The following is a 13,437-nucleotide window of genomic DNA, read 5'->3' as shown; positions in this document are numbered from 1 at the left end:
GCAAAAGCCTTTGAAGGCTTTTGCACTGCTCAGCCCGCGGCGGCGAGCCGGTCCTTGACCATCGGGCCCACGGCACCAAAGTCCATGCGGCCCTGATAGCGCGTCTTCAGCACGCCCATCACCCGGCCCATATCGCGGATCGAGCTGGCACCCACCTCGGAGACTGCCGCGCTGACCGCCTGCGAGACCTCGTCTTCGCTCATCGGCTTCGGGAGGAACTCCTCGATCACCGGGATCTCGGCCAGTTCCGCCTCGGCAAGATCGAGCCGCCCGCCCTCTTCGTAGGTGCGCGCGCTCTCACGGCGTTGCTTGACCATCTTGGCGAGGATCGACAGCAGTTCGGCATCCTCGACGCCATCGTCGTTACCCTCGGCACGGGCGGCAATGTCGCGATCCTTCACTGCGGCAGAGATCAGCCGCAGCGTCGAGAGCCGCTGGCTGTCCTTGTCTTTCATCGCCTGCTTGGTCGCAGCCTTGATGCGTTCACGCAATTCCATAGGAACGGATATCCCCTGACGTTTCCAAACCCTGACACTACAGAAAGCCCTTCGCGCGCGCAATCCCGCCCTATACCAATGCAACCCATTGATTTTGCTATATTTCTATAGGAAAATCAGCACTTGACCCTTTCCCCGGCTTCCCTTAGGCATGGCGCGATTTGCTTCCCGCCCAGATCCGAACAGGAGTCGCGCCATGTCGCTCGCCACCCCCCAAAAGCCTACCGCATGCCTCGCGCTCGCCGATGGGACGCTGTTTTATGGACAGGGCTTCGGCGCAACCGGCGAGGCGCAGGCCGAACTTTGCTTCAACACCTCCATGTCCGGCTATCAAGAGATCATGACCGATCCGTCCTACGCCGGGCAGATCGTCACCTTCACCTTCCCGCACATCGGCAACGTCGGCGTGAACCCTGAAGATGACGAAACCGGCGATCCGGTTGCTGCGGGCATGGTGGTGAAGTGGATGCCCACGCAATCGTCGAACTGGCGCGCGGTGCAGGAACTGTCGCAATGGCTCGCCTCGCGCGGGCGCATTGCCATCGGCGGCATCGACACCCGCCGTCTGACCCGGGCGATCCGGCAGCAGGGTGCCCCGCATGTGGCCATCGCGCACAACCCCGAGGGCGTGTTCGACGTCGAGGCGCTGGTCGCCTCCGCGCGCGCCTTCCCGGGCCTCACCGGGGTCGACCTTGCCAAAGGCGTGACCTGCGCCCAGAGCTACCGCTGGGACGAGATGCGGTGGGCGTGGCCCGATGGCTACCTGCCGCAGACCAACCCGCGCAAGAAAGTGGTCGCCATCGACTATGGTGCCAAGCGCAACATCCTGCGCTGCCTCGCCTCGGCGGGTTGCGAAGTGACCGTGCTGCCCGCGACCGCCACCAAAGAAGAGGTGCTGGCGCATAACCCCGACGGCGTCTTCCTGTCGAATGGCCCGGGCGACCCCGCCGCCACTGGCGCTTACGCGGTGCCGATGATCAAGGGTATCCTCGACGACACCGATCTGCCGGTCTTCGGCATCTGCCTCGGTCACCAGATGCTGGCGCTGGCGCTCGGCGCCAAGACCATCAAGATGAACCACGGCCACCATGGCGCCAACCACCCGGTGAAAGAGATCGACACCGGCAAGGTCGAGATCACCTCGATGAACCACGGGTTCGCCGTCGACGGGCAGACCCTGCCTGCGGGTGTGGTCGAAAGCCACGTCAGCCTCTTCGACGGGTCGAACTGCGGGATTCGCATGACCGACCGTCCGGTGTTCTCGGTCCAGCATCACCCCGAAGCCAGCCCCGGCCCGCAGGACAGCTTCTACTTGTTCGAACGGTTCGTGAACAGCATGTGATCATGCAGGGAACATTGTGCGCATTGTTTCTGTGATGCGCACAATTTAACCCTGTGTTTACCGCGATGCCCTGACCTATCCGCGCCCGGAAAGGTCAGGAGCATCCCATGCCGAAACCGCCTCCGACGTTCGAAGACCAGCGCCGCGTGTCCCGCGGCCATGACCGCGGGCGCCCCGTGTGCGCGGTTCTGCTCGAAGACGGCGCGCTCGATGCCCCGCAAGCGCTCGAAGCGCTGGCCCGCAGCCGCCATGACGACACCGACCTTACCCGCCATTTGATCGCCGAGGGGCATGTCTCGCCTGCGCGCCTGCGCGACACGCTTGCGCGCTGTCATGGCGCCCCGGCGCTGATGCGCAGCCTCACACCGCCCGCGCCCGAGCTTGCCCCCCTGCTGCCGCCGCATCTGTGCCTGCGTCACGCGGGGCTGCCGTGGCTTCGACGCGGCGAGACGCTGGTGCTGGCCGTCGCGCACCCCGAAAGCTTCGCCCGCCTGCGCGCCCATCTGATCAGCCATCGCGGCCCGGTCGAGATGGCCCTTGTGACCGAGCAGGACATCTTCGACGAGATCGCCGCCCGCTATGGCGCGGCGTTTGCAGAGGCCGCCGAGCAGGCCCTGCCCACGGAGCTCAGCTGCCGTGACCTCAACAGGCTGCCCGCCGAGCGCTGCGCGCTGCTTGGCGCCTCGGCCCTGCTCTGCCTGTCCCTGTTGCTGATCGCGCCCACCGCCTTCTTCCTTGCGGGGCTGATGATCGCCTCGGTGACGCTGCTGCTCGGCCAGATTGCCAAGATTTCCGCGTTCGTCGTCGGGCTGCCGCCGCTGCCGCCCGCCCCACCGCCCGAGGGGAACCGGCTGCCCCCGGTCAGCCTGCTGGTGCCGCTGCACCGCGAAGAAGCGATCGCCGAAACGCTGGTCCAGCGGCTCGGCCGCCTCGACTATCCGCGCGCGCTGCTCGATGTGCTGCTGGTGCTCGAAGCCGAAGACAGCACGACCCGGCGCGCCCTGAAAGACGCCGCACTGCCGCCGTGGATGCGGGTCATCGAGGTGCCCGGCGGCACGATCACCACCAAGCCGCGCGCGCTCAACTACGCGCTCAACTTTGCCCGCGGCGCGCTCATCGGCATCTATGACGCCGAGGACAGCCCGGCGCAGGGTCAGCTGCGGATGATGGCGGCCCATTTCGGACGCGCCCCGCCCGAGCTTGGCTGCGTGCAGGGCATTCTGGACTTCTACAACCCGCACGCAAATTGGATCTCGCGCTGTTTCACCATCGAATACGCCGCGTGGTTCCGCATTCTCTTGCCCGGTTTCCTCCGGCTCGGCTTTGCGATTCCGCTGGGGGGCACCACGGTGTTCTTTCGCCGCACCGCGCTGGAGCGGGTCGGCGGATGGGACGCCCATAACGTCACCGAAGACGCCGATCTGGGGTTTCGCCTCGCCCGCTTCGGCTATCGCACCGATCTTTTGCCGCTGGTGACGCGCGAAGAGGCCAACTGTCGCCTTTGGCCATGGATCCGCCAGCGCTCGCGCTGGCTGAAGGGCTATATGATCACATGGTTCGTGCACATGCGGCACCCGCGCCGGGCATTGCGTCAGCTTGGCGCGTGGCGGCTGCTGGGACTGCAGCTTCTGCTGCTGACCGGCACGGTGCAATTCCTCCTCGCACCGCTCTTCTGGTCGTTCTGGCCGATCCTGCTGGGCTGGCCGCATCCTTTCGCCGGCCCCGAAAGCATCGCGCTGCTGAAAGCGGTCACCGGTCTGCTGCTGCTTGGCGAGGGCGTGACGCTGTTGCTTGGCCTCGCGGGGGTGGCGCGCAGCCCGCATCCGGGGCTGCTGCTGTGGGTGCCGACGCTGTTTCTCTATTTCCCGCTCGGCACAATCGCCATCTACAAGGCGCTGTGGGAGATCTTTGCCCGCCCCTTCTACTGGGACAAGACCGCCCACGGGCGGTCCTCCCCCGACCATCCGGATGCGGATATCCCCGAAGAGCGGCGCTGAGGTGGTTAGGCGGTCTTGCGGCTGTCGAGCTTGAGGCGGGTCACGAAGGCGGCAGAGATATGCTCGCGCAGCGCCCGGTCCGCGGCCTCTTCGTCGCGGCGCGCGATGGCATCGACAATCGCGGCGTGTTCCGCCAGCGCATCGGTGCCACGCCCCTCGGCGGCCAGCGAGGTGGTGGCCATCAGCGCCATGGAGCGGTGCACGAGGTCAAGCTGCTGCACCAGATAGCGGTTGTGCGAGGCCAGTTGGATCATCCGGTGAAAGCGCCGGTTGGCGCGGGCCAGCGCCGCCGGATCGTTGAGCAGCGCGCGGTCTTCCTCGATCATGTCGCGCAGCACCTTCACTTCCTCTTCGGTGGCATGCCGCGCCGCGAGCCGGGCCGCCAGCCCTTCAAGTTCGGTGCGCACCACGTACAGCTCGGCCATCTGGTTGTGATCGAGAGAGGCGACGATCAGCGAGCGCCCGTCGCGCGCCAGCAGAGATTGCGTCTCGAGCCGCTGCAGCGCCTCGCGGATCGGCGTGCGCGAGACGCCGAAACGCTCGGCCAGTTCGCTTTCCACCAGCCGGTCGCCGGGCCGATAGACCCCCTGATCGATCGCCTCGAGGATCAGCGTATAGGCATCCTTGTTCGGCGTCCGGATCTGGCTCATCTGCGGGGGGTCCTTCATAAGTGATGTGACAAGATAGCGGTAGCGGGGCCTTGGGATCAACGCCCCCCTTTGTCGCGCCCGCCGCTGCGGCATCAAGGTCGCAGTCCGGTGGCATCGGTGCCCGTTGCCACCCATTGCCGCCCGCCGCCCGGCGGCGTAGGTTGCGCGCTATGGTAAAGCAGCATTTCTCCCACGTGCGCCACTGGGTCTTCGACCTCGACAACACGCTCTATTCTCCGGCGGTGCGCCTGTTCGACCAGATCGAACGCAAGATGAACGACGTGGTGATGCGCGTCACCGGTCTTGGCGCCGCCGAGGCCAACGCCCTGCGCAAACGCTATTGGATGGATCACGGCACCACGCTGGCGGGGCTGATGGCCAACCACGAGCTCGACCCTGACGCCTATCTGACCGAGGTGCACGACATCTCCTTCGATGCGCTCACCCCCGATCCGCATCTGGCCGAGCTGATCGCCGGGCTGCCCGGGCGCAAGATCGTCTACACCAACGGCAGCGCGCCCTATGCGGCGCGGGTGCTGGAGGCACGCGGCCTCGATGCCGCTTTCGACGCGATCTATGGCGTCGAAAACGCCGGGTATCGCCCGAAGCCCGAAACGCAGGCCTTCGAGACGGTGTTTGCCCTTGATGGCACCGACACCGCCACCGCCGCCATGTTCGAGGACGACCCGCGTAATCTTGCCGCACCCCATGCCATGGGGATGCGCACGGTGCATGTCGCGCCGGAACGGGCAAAAGGTGAGCATATCCATCACCATACCGACGACCTCGCGGCCTTCCTCGCAAGGCTCAGCTGAGCCCCGGCGCGCACCACCGTGCCGAAAGACCCCGCCCGTGCCGCCATGCGACATTTTTCACAATGGGAGCGCGGAGACGCGCCCCCTATCTGCTGCAGGGCCCAAGCAGGAGATACCGATGACCGCGACCGACGTCACCGCAACCACCCAAGCCGATCACGCCGACCATGCCCCCGCCACGCGCGAGAGCCGCGGCGAAGCCGTGCTTTTCCTTGTAGCAGCGCTGCTGCTGGTGATCGGCGCGATCAACACCGTTGCCTTCGGCCCGGTGGGTCTGGCGATGACCGCGCTGGCGCTGGTGCCGGTGTGCTACTTCATGATCCTGTGGATCACCGTCGGCAAGTAAGCCGCATGGCCATACCCGCCCGCCTGCCCTAGATAGAGGCGCAAAGGAGAGCGGTCATGGATTACGACATTCTCATCTCGGGCGGCGGGATCGCCGGGCTCACCGCAGCCGCCGCCTTTGGAAGCGCCGGATTTTCGGTGCTTTGCGTCGATCCGGCGCCGCCGGTGACCGAGCGCGAGGCGCAGGGCGCCGATCTGCGCAGCACCGCCTTTCTGCAGCCCGCACAGGCCTTTCTCGCCGAGGCGGGCCTGTGGGAGCGCCTTGCCCCGCACGCCATGCCGCTGCAGGTGATGCGCATCGTCGATGCTGGCGGAGACCTGCCCGAGCCGCGCATCGTCAAGGATTTCGACAGCGCCGAGATCTCTGAACTGCCCTTCGGCTGGAACCTTCCCAACTGGCTGCTGAGGCGCGAGATCTCTGCCCATCTGCACGAGATGGAGCGCGTCACTTTCCTGCCCGGCACCGCCACCACCGCGCTGTTCACCCGCGAGGCCGAAGCCCGCGTCACGCTCAGCGACGGGCGCCGCATCCGCACGCGGCTGGTGATCGCCGCCGATGGGCGGAACTCGCCGATGCGGCAGGCGGCGGGGATCGGCGTGAAGACCACGCGCTTTGGTCAGAAGGCGCTGGCCTTCGCCACCACGCATCCGATCCCGCACGAGAATGTGTCCACCGAAATCCACCGCACCGGCGGGCCGTTCACACTGGTTCCCCTGCCCGATTTCGAGGGCCGCCCGTCGTCGGCGGTCGTGTGGATGGAGGAAGGCCCCAAGGCCGAGGCGCTGATGGCGCTGGATGACGAGGCCTTCGAGGCCGCCATGTCCGAACGCTCGTGTCACCTGTTCGGGCCGCTGAAACTGGCCTCGCGCCGCAGCATCTGGCCGATCATCGCCCAGCACGCCGAAAGCCTCACCGGCCAGCGCCTTGCGCTGGTGGCCGAAGCCGCGCATGTGGTGCCGCCCATTGGCGCGCAGGGGCTGAACATGTCGCTGGCCGACATGAAGGTGCTGCATGATCTCGCGGTGGCCCGGCCGGGCGCGCTTGGCGAGGCCCCGATGCTGGACGCTTATGCGCGTAAGCGTATGCCCGACATCCGCGCCCGCGTGGCCGGGATCACCGCGCTGAACCGCACCTCGATGCTGTCGAACCCGCTGCTGCGCGACGCCCGCGCCACGGCGCTGGATGCGCTCTACGGGGTGAAATCGGTGCGCAAGACGCTGATGCAGATGGGGCTCGGCGCGAAGGGCTAACGCACCGAATGGGCCGCAGCCCGCGGCCCAGCCGTCACCTCATTGCTCGGCCACCGGCAGCAGCGTGCTGCCCTTAAGTTCCTCGCTGAACGGAACCGGATGCGGGTCTAGGCCGAGCCGGGCGCGATAGACCGGCAGGCTTTCCGAGACGCGCATCACGTAGTTCCGGGTCTCGTTGAAGGGGATCATTTCGATCCAGTCGATCATGTCGATCTCGCCCTTCAGCGGGTTGCCGAAAATCTTCATCCAGCTGAGCGGCCGCGACGGCCCCGCGTTATAACCCGCCGCCATCATCACCACGTTGCCGTCGAACTGCTGAGACAGGCTTTGCAGGTAGCGCGCGCCAAGCTTGGCGTTATAGCCCGGATTGTCGAGCAACCCGTCGAAACTGTAGGGCACGCCCAGCCAGCCCGCGACCTCTTTGGCGGTGCCCGGCATCAGCTGCATCAGACCCCGCGCCCCGGCGCCCGACACCACCCTCGGATCAAACTCCGACTCGCGCCGCGCGATCGACAGAACCATCTCGCGCGGGATCGGGAAGCTCGCCTTCAGCAGATCCGGGTGCAGCGCATAATACGGCCCCGGCATTTCGATGCCGTATTGCGCCGCGCGCTTGCCGACCATCACCTCCACATGCGGGCGCTGCATCTCGGCGAGCATCTGGCCAAGCTGGCCGATCTGCTGCCGGTCCAGCCCCTCGGCGAGATGCGTCAGGAAGCGCTCGCCCAGCGAGGTCTCGCCCGAGGCCAGCAGCAGCACGGCGGCGTTATAGACGCTGCTCTTGGTGAAGGGGGCCTCGCGCCAGTCGGGAAACTCCTCGGTGCCCGCCAGCTTGGGATCCGGCGGCAGCCCGGCGCGTTCGGCGGCAAGCAGCCCATAAAACGACGTCTGATAGCGCGCACCCTGCGCATAGGCTTGGCGCGCGCCCTCGGTGTCGCCCATCGCCTCCAGTGCGCGGCCCATCCAGTAGCCGGAACGGCCCTTTGAGATCGGCGAGGTCACCGCGCCATCGTGGTTGCGGAAATGGCTGAGCGCGGTCTGCGGATCGTCGAGGAACCGCAGCGCGATGAAGCCCGAAAGCCATTCCAGCGCCGCGTATTGATCGCCCTCGGTCAGCCCGTGGCGCGAGGCGATGGCATAGGCGGTCTCAGGATCGCCGCGGCGCATCTTCTCATGCGCCAGATCGTCACGACGCTCGGCCCAGGCCCAGGGCTCTCCAAGCGCATCGGCACTGCTCGAGCGTTCGAGCAGCAAGGAAATGGCATCCTCGTCGCGGTTCTTGCGCACCCGCCACAGGAAACGCTCGTAGGCAAGGCCGGGGTCATCGGCCAAGGAGGCGGGAATCGCCTCGATCCGCGTATCCACACCAGCCTGCAGGCCGCGCAGCGCCAGCCGCGCCTCGGCGAGCTTGCGCCAACCGTCCGAGACCAGCGGCAGCAGCGCGCGGGCATTGTCCTCCCAGCCCTGCCACAGCGCCATGTCGAGCCGCGCTTCATGGTGCGGCTTCAGCAAGTCACCCCAGTCGCGCAGGAAGGTCTGCCGCTCTTCGGAACTGAGCGGCAGCGTGCGCCACGCCAGCACGATATCGGCCTCGGCGGCACCGCGCTCTTTTTCGGCCATATGCGCCCGCGCCAGCGCCAGAGCGCCGGCCCCGGTCTGCGGCAGATGACCGGCGAAAAACTCGCGGATGGTGGGCAGATCCGCCTCGGAGATGGCGATCTCGCTCTTCTCGCGCAGATAGGGCATGCCCGGCCAGTCGGGGTTGCGGCGGATGAAATCCATCACCTGCGGTGCCTCCCCCCGGCTGGCGCGCAGGTAGTTCCAAAGGATGACATCGAGCGCAGCCTGACCGTCGCCGCGCGACTCGATCAGCGCAGAGGCCCAGTTGCCCGAGCGCATGTCGGCCATCGCCTTGGCGAGGGGCCGGTCCTGAGACAGCGCGGGCGTTGCGAGAATGGCGAGAAGCAGCAGGAGAGCGGCGCGGAGGCGCGACATGAGCTTGCAATTTCCCTGGCGAAAAGGAATAGACACGCGGCGAAGCTTAGCGCGGGGCTTGGAGCGTTCCAATTCACATTCCCTCCAGACCGGCGCTTCGCGATAGCGAAACGAACACATCAACATTCAAGGAGCGTGTCATGTTCAAAGGTTCGATGCCAGCACTGGTCACGCCGTTTAAAGACGGCGTCGTAGATTTTGACGCGCTCAAGAAACTCGTCGACTGGCATGTGGCAGAGGGCAGCTCGGCGCTGGTCCCCGTTGGCACCACCGGCGAGAGCCCTACCCTCAGCTACGAAGAGCATGAAGCGGTCATTGAATGCGTGGTGAAGACCGCCGCGGGCCGCATCCCGGTGATCGCCGGGGCCGGGTCGAATTCCACTGCTGAGGCGGTGCATTTCACCCAGTTTGCCGAGAAAGTCGGCGCGCAGGCGGCGCTGGTTGTGACCCCCTATTACAACAAGCCGACGCAGGCCGGGCTGATCGCGCATTTCACCGCGATCCACGACGCCACCAATCTGCCGATCATCATCTACAACATCCCCGGCCGCTCGGTGGTGGACATGAGCCCCGCCACCATGGGCGAGCTGGCCAAACTGCCGCGCATCGTCGGCGTCAAGGACGCCACCGGCGATCTCGCACGGGTCAGCCAGCAGCGCATCACCTGCGGCAAGGACTTCCTGCAGATCTCGGGTGAAGACGCCACCGCGCATGGCTTCAACGCGCAAGGCGGCGTCGGCGTGATCTCGGTCACCGCAAACGTCGCTCCGGCGCTCTGTGCGCAGGTGCAGGCGGCGACCCTCGCCGGGGACTACGGCAAGGCGCTGGACCTGCAGGACCGGCTGATGCCGCTGCATCAGGCGATCTTTGCCGAGCCCGGCCTCTGCGGCGCGAAATACGCCATGAGCCGCCTTGGCCTCTGCGACGAGGAAATGCGCCTGCCGCTGCTGCCGGTGACCGAGCCGGTGCGCGCGCGCATCGACGCGGCGCTGCGCCACGCGGGGCTGATGAACTGAGCTTCTGACCGGGGCTCTGCACCGAATGCAGTTAAAACGGGGGCTCTGCCCCCGTACCCCCGGGATATTTCGATCTAGACGAAGGGGCGGGCCTGTTTCTGGCCCGCCCCTTTTTCTATGGCTCGATTGTGGATTACGCGCGGCGCGCGCTCAGCCCGCGTCGTCGCTTTCGACGCCTTCCGGCTGGCCCACCACCACAAAGCGCAGCGCGTCCGGCTTCAGAAGCTCGCCCGCGACGCGTTTGACGTCCGCGAGCGTGACCGCCTCGATATTGTCGTTGCGCGTGGCGATGTAATCGGGGGTCAGCCCGTCCATCTGCATGCCCACGAGGATGCGCGCGATCGGCCCATTACCATCGAAGCGCAGCGGATAGGCGCCGGTGAGATAGGTCTTGGCCTGCTCGAGCTCGGCCTCGGTTGCACCGTTCTCGGCCATCTTCGCCCATTCGTCCCGGATCACCTCGATCGCCTCGCCGATACGGTCGTTGGATGAGGCAACACGGCCGAGGTAAAGCTCGGCGTGATCCATCGGCACGAGGTAGGAATAGACGCCATAGGTCAGCCCGCGCTTTTCGCGCACCTCGCTCATCAGCCGCGCCTCAAAGCCGCCGCCGCCAAGGATCGTGTTCATCACATAGGCGGCGAAGAAATCGGGATCGTCGCGCTTCATGCCCTTGTGCCCGAAAATGGCCACCGATTGCGGCGTGTCGAAGGGCACCACGGTGGTGCCCGCCGTGGTCTCGACGTCATAGCCCTCGGGCATCGCCGTGCCGGTCTCGGGCAGATCACCCAGAAGATTGTCGATCAGCGCCGACAACTCATCGGGGCTGATGTCGCCGGTGGCGGCGATATAAACCCGGTCCTTGGCCATGGCCCCCTGCCACGCGTCGACGATGTCATCGCGGGTCAGGGCTTTGACGCTCCCCACCGTGCCGGATTGATCGGTGGCGTAGGGGTGATCGCCAAAGACGGCCTCGTCGAACGTCGCGCTGGCAATGGAATCGGGATCCTTCGCGTCGCTGCGAATGCCCGAGATCACCTGCTGGCGCACGCGCTCGATCGCGGTCTCGGAAAAGCTCGGCTCGATCAGGCTCTGGCGCAGAAGCTCGGCGGCCTCATCGCGGTTCTCGGTCAGAAAGCGCGCCGAGACCGACACCGAATCCGGCCCCGCGTCATATCCGAAGCTGGCGGCCAGCGCCTCGGATTCGGCTGCGAACCCCTGCGCGTCATATCCGCCAGCGCCCTCTTCCAGCAGCCCCACCATCAGGTTGGTGGCACCGCGCTTGCCCGGCGCATCCAGCGAAGTTCCGCCTTTGAAGCGGATCTCGAGCGAGGTGAAAGGGATCGAGGGCTCTTCGACCAGCCACGCTTTGAAGCCCATGGGGGTTTCGATCTGCTGGATGTCGACCTCCGCCGCGGCGGGCAGGGCAAACATCAGCGAGGTGGCCGCCGCAAAGAGCGGCATCATTACGGTGCGAGCGTTCATTGGGTCACCTCGGTCTGCGGCATGGAGGGCGGAACGGCGCCGGGCTGAGCGGCCTGCGACGTCCCGGCGGGGCTGCTCAGGTAGCCGGTCACCGAATGGCGCTTGTCCAGAACCTCGCGGGCGGCGGCGACGATGTCCTCGCCGGTGACCTCCTGCAGCAGTTCGGGCCATGCCTGAACGTCGTCGATGGTCAGCCCTGAGGTCAGCGCATTGCCATAGCGCTGCGCCACGCTGGCGACGTCGTCACGCTCATAGGTCTCGGCAGCGCGCATCTGGAACTTGATCCGGTCAAGCTGCTCGGGATCGACGCCATCTTCGATGAACTGCGCCAGTTCCGCGTCGAGCGCCTCTTCGGCCTCTTCCAGCGACACGCCGGGGGCCGGGACCAACCCAAAGCCGAAGCTGCCGTCGTCATAAGAGGTGCCATCGTAGAAGGCCCCCACGTAGATCGCCTTTTTCTGATCGAATTGCAGCGACTGGTTCAGCACCGAGGTCTGACCGCCGCCAAGCACTTCGGCCAGCAGGGTCAGCGCGGCGGCCTCTGTCTGATCGCCCGGGTCGCGTTCGGGCGCGAGGTAGCGGCGCATCACATAGGGCTGGGCAACGCGCGGATCTTCCATCTCGATATGGCGCGCGGCAAGCTGCGGCGGCTCCTGCGGGCGCACCCGCTCGGCAGCGAGGTCGGGGTTCGGCTGCAGCTTGCCATAGGTCTCTTCGGCAAGGCTGCGCACCTCATCCGGCGTGGTGTCACCGGCAACAACGAGGATGGCGTTATTGGGGGCGTAGAACCGTTTGTAGAAGGCCAGCGCGTCGTCGCGGTCGAGCTCTTCCATCTCACGGCGCCAGCCGATCACCGGCACGCCGTAGCGGTGGTTGAGGTAAAGCGAGGCGCCCATCTGCTCGCGCAGCAGCGCGCCGGGGTCATTGTCGATGCGCATGCTGCGCTCTTCGAGGATCACGTCGCGCTCGGTGGCAATCTCTTCCTCGGTGAGATGCAGGTTGACCATCCGGTCGGCCTCCATCTCCATCATCAGCCCCAGCCGGTCGGCGGCGACGCGCTGGTGATAGGCGGTCTGGTCGAAGGAGGTGAAGGCGTTGTCGGTGCCGCCGTTCTGCGCCACCACCTTCGAAAACTCCCCGGACTCCAACTCGTCGGTGCCCTTGAACATCAGATGCTCGAGGAAATGCGCGATGCCCGAGGTGCCGGCGGTCTCATCCGCCGAGCCTGCCTTGTACCAGACCATATGCACCACCACTGGCGCGCGGTGATCCTCGACCACCACGACCTGCATGCCGTTGTCGAGCGAGAAGGTGGTGACCGGTGTCTTCTGCGGCGTCTCGGCGCGCAGCGGCATCGCGGAAAGCACCATCGCGGCCAGCGCCGCGGTCCATGACTTCATCTGCAAGCCCCAATCTCCGCTAAAATGAAAACTGCTCCCAACCTAGGCGGCGGGAGCAGGCTTTCCAAGCTGGGCTTGCACGATCGTGATGCGCTGCGCGCTCACTCGCCTCCGGGTGGTGCCGAAGGGGTGCGGGCACCCGCGCCGCGATAGGCGTTCAGCACGGCATAGGGGTCGAGCATCTGCGTGCGATACGCCCGGTTGTACTCATCGTCCTTAAAGAGCCGCCAGTTGAAGATCGAGCGATCCTTGCGGAACTGCGCATCCTCGACCGCCAGCTGCGCGCGGATATTGCCGTCACGACCAAAGCGCGAGGCGCGGTTCACCAGCGCGGCATCGCGGCCCGGCACGTCGCCCACCGCCAATTGCGCGGGGTTGCCACCAAGCGCCGCCACCGCGTCCTGACGCGGCGTCTGCTCGGTGCGGTTGGCGCTGCCCGGCGTCGGCGCAGGAAGCTCGGCAAAGCTCTGCGGCATCTGCAGCGGCTTGTTCGGCACAATGGCGAACTCCTCGGGGGTGCCGCGGTTGTTGCGCATTTGGTGCAGCGTGCGATCACTCGTCGTGCAGGCGACGAGCCCGGTCACTCCGAGCATCAGCACGAGATGCGGCAGCTTCATGGCCATACTCCGGTTCTTGCCTCTGGG

At 66.3% G+C, this 13,437-nt stretch carries 12 protein-coding genes; 6 read left to right on the top strand and 6 right to left on the bottom strand.

Annotation, left to right across the window (positions count from 1 at the left end; genetic code table 11):
- Nucleotides 1-29 precede the first annotated feature (29 nt).
- On the bottom strand, nucleotides 30-497 hold the full coding sequence (locus tag ACXAD2_RS22875) for a GatB/YqeY domain-containing protein (RefSeq protein ID WP_066108498.1): 468 nt from the start codon (nucleotides 495-497) through the stop codon (nucleotides 30-32).
- A 196-nt stretch (nucleotides 498-693) separates the two neighbouring features.
- Here ACXAD2_RS22875 and carA point away from each other — a divergent pair, with 196 nt between their 5' ends.
- Together carA and ACXAD2_RS22865 are read left to right on the top strand one after the other, a co-directional pair.
- Nucleotides 694-1,839: a glutamine-hydrolyzing carbamoyl-phosphate synthase small subunit gene (gene carA / locus ACXAD2_RS22870; protein WP_066108495.1), complete on the top strand. Its 1,146-nt coding sequence runs from the start codon at nucleotides 694-696 to the stop codon at nucleotides 1,837-1,839.
- 107 nt (nucleotides 1,840-1,946) lie between these two features.
- The gene (locus ACXAD2_RS22865; RefSeq protein WP_475175473.1) at nucleotides 1,947-3,836 is read left to right on the top strand and encodes a glycosyltransferase family 2 protein; all 1,890 of its coding nucleotides are present in this window, start codon (nucleotides 1,947-1,949) and stop codon (nucleotides 3,834-3,836) included.
- A 5-nt stretch (nucleotides 3,837-3,841) separates the two neighbouring features.
- Here the strand turns inward: ACXAD2_RS22865 and ACXAD2_RS22860 are convergent, their stop codons facing one another.
- The gene (locus ACXAD2_RS22860) at nucleotides 3,842-4,486 is read right to left on the bottom strand and encodes a GntR family transcriptional regulator (protein ID WP_066108491.1); all 645 of its coding nucleotides are present in this window, start codon (nucleotides 4,484-4,486) and stop codon (nucleotides 3,842-3,844) included.
- 170 nt (nucleotides 4,487-4,656) lie between these two features.
- Between ACXAD2_RS22860 and ACXAD2_RS22855 the strand changes: the two genes are divergently transcribed.
- The 3 genes from ACXAD2_RS22855 to ACXAD2_RS22845 all read left to right on the top strand — a co-directional run bounded on the left by ACXAD2_RS22855 (nucleotide 4,657) and on the right by ACXAD2_RS22845 (nucleotide 6,897).
- Nucleotides 4,657-5,301, top strand: coding sequence for a pyrimidine 5'-nucleotidase (locus ACXAD2_RS22855; protein WP_475175465.1), 645 nt, complete (start codon nucleotides 4,657-4,659; stop codon nucleotides 5,299-5,301).
- Nucleotides 5,302-5,419: 118 nt separating this feature from the next.
- On the top strand, nucleotides 5,420-5,647 hold the full coding sequence (locus tag ACXAD2_RS22850; RefSeq protein WP_066108488.1) for a hypothetical protein: 228 nt from the start codon (nucleotides 5,420-5,422) through the stop codon (nucleotides 5,645-5,647).
- A gap of 56 nt (nucleotides 5,648-5,703) precedes the next feature.
- Nucleotides 5,704-6,897, top strand: coding sequence for a UbiH/UbiF family hydroxylase (locus ACXAD2_RS22845; RefSeq protein WP_475175462.1), 1,194 nt, complete (start codon nucleotides 5,704-5,706; stop codon nucleotides 6,895-6,897).
- Nucleotides 6,898-6,936: 39 nt separating this feature from the next.
- Here the strand turns inward: ACXAD2_RS22845 and ACXAD2_RS22840 are convergent, their stop codons facing one another.
- Complete coding sequence (locus ACXAD2_RS22840) at nucleotides 6,937-8,892, bottom strand: lytic transglycosylase domain-containing protein (protein ID WP_475175459.1); 1,956 nt, start codon at nucleotides 8,890-8,892, stop codon at nucleotides 6,937-6,939.
- Between the two features lie 140 nt (nucleotides 8,893-9,032).
- Here ACXAD2_RS22840 and dapA point away from each other — a divergent pair, with 140 nt between their 5' ends.
- Nucleotides 9,033-9,908: a 4-hydroxy-tetrahydrodipicolinate synthase gene (dapA, locus tag ACXAD2_RS22835; protein ID WP_164179409.1), complete on the top strand. Its 876-nt coding sequence runs from the start codon at nucleotides 9,033-9,035 to the stop codon at nucleotides 9,906-9,908.
- A 150-nt stretch (nucleotides 9,909-10,058) separates the two neighbouring features.
- Here dapA and ACXAD2_RS22830 read toward each other — a convergent pair whose 3' ends face one another.
- The 3 genes from ACXAD2_RS22830 to ACXAD2_RS22820 form a co-directional block, all read right to left on the bottom strand.
- On the bottom strand, nucleotides 10,059-11,375 hold the full coding sequence (locus ACXAD2_RS22830) for a M16 family metallopeptidase (protein WP_475178360.1): 1,317 nt from the start codon (nucleotides 11,373-11,375) through the stop codon (nucleotides 10,059-10,061).
- A gap of 14 nt (nucleotides 11,376-11,389) precedes the next feature.
- Nucleotides 11,390-12,793, bottom strand: a complete 1,404-nt coding sequence (locus ACXAD2_RS22825; RefSeq protein WP_475175456.1) for a M16 family metallopeptidase — start codon at nucleotides 12,791-12,793, stop codon at nucleotides 11,390-11,392.
- 101 nt (nucleotides 12,794-12,894) lie between these two features.
- Nucleotides 12,895-13,410, bottom strand: coding sequence for a DUF3035 domain-containing protein (locus tag ACXAD2_RS22820; RefSeq protein WP_475175453.1), 516 nt, complete (start codon nucleotides 13,408-13,410; stop codon nucleotides 12,895-12,897).
- Nucleotides 13,411-13,437: the final 27 nt, after the last annotated feature.

The sequence above is a fragment of the Salipiger sp. ABN3_019 genome (assembly GCF_056158605.1).
The sequence above is the reverse complement of the archived record's forward strand: the minus strand, read 5'-3'. Positions and strand labels throughout refer to the sequence as shown.

Coding starts and splice junctions, on each gene's coding strand:
- carA (WP_066108495.1), top strand. CDS start 694: ATGTCGCTCGCCACCCCCCAAAAGCCTACCGCATGCCTCGCGCTCGCC.
- ACXAD2_RS22830 (WP_475178360.1), bottom strand. CDS start 11,375: ATGATGCCGCTCTTTGCGGCGGCCACCTCGCTGATGTTTGCCCTGCCC.
- dapA (WP_164179409.1), top strand. CDS start 9,033: ATGTTCAAAGGTTCGATGCCAGCACTGGTCACGCCGTTTAAAGACGGC.
- ACXAD2_RS22860 (WP_066108491.1), bottom strand. CDS start 4,486: ATGAGCCAGATCCGGACGCCGAACAAGGATGCCTATACGCTGATCCTC.
- ACXAD2_RS22865 (WP_475175473.1), top strand. CDS start 1,947: ATGCCGAAACCGCCTCCGACGTTCGAAGACCAGCGCCGCGTGTCCCGC.
- ACXAD2_RS22820 (WP_475175453.1), bottom strand. CDS start 13,410: ATGAAGCTGCCGCATCTCGTGCTGATGCTCGGAGTGACCGGGCTCGTC.
- ACXAD2_RS22855 (WP_475175465.1), top strand. CDS start 4,657: ATGGTAAAGCAGCATTTCTCCCACGTGCGCCACTGGGTCTTCGACCTC.
- ACXAD2_RS22840 (WP_475175459.1), bottom strand. CDS start 8,892: ATGTCGCGCCTCCGCGCCGCTCTCCTGCTGCTTCTCGCCATTCTCGCA.
- ACXAD2_RS22850 (WP_066108488.1), top strand. CDS start 5,420: ATGACCGCGACCGACGTCACCGCAACCACCCAAGCCGATCACGCCGAC.
- ACXAD2_RS22875 (WP_066108498.1), bottom strand. CDS start 497: ATGGAATTGCGTGAACGCATCAAGGCTGCGACCAAGCAGGCGATGAAA.
- ACXAD2_RS22845 (WP_475175462.1), top strand. CDS start 5,704: ATGGATTACGACATTCTCATCTCGGGCGGCGGGATCGCCGGGCTCACC.
- ACXAD2_RS22825 (WP_475175456.1), bottom strand. CDS start 12,793: ATGAAGTCATGGACCGCGGCGCTGGCCGCGATGGTGCTTTCCGCGATG.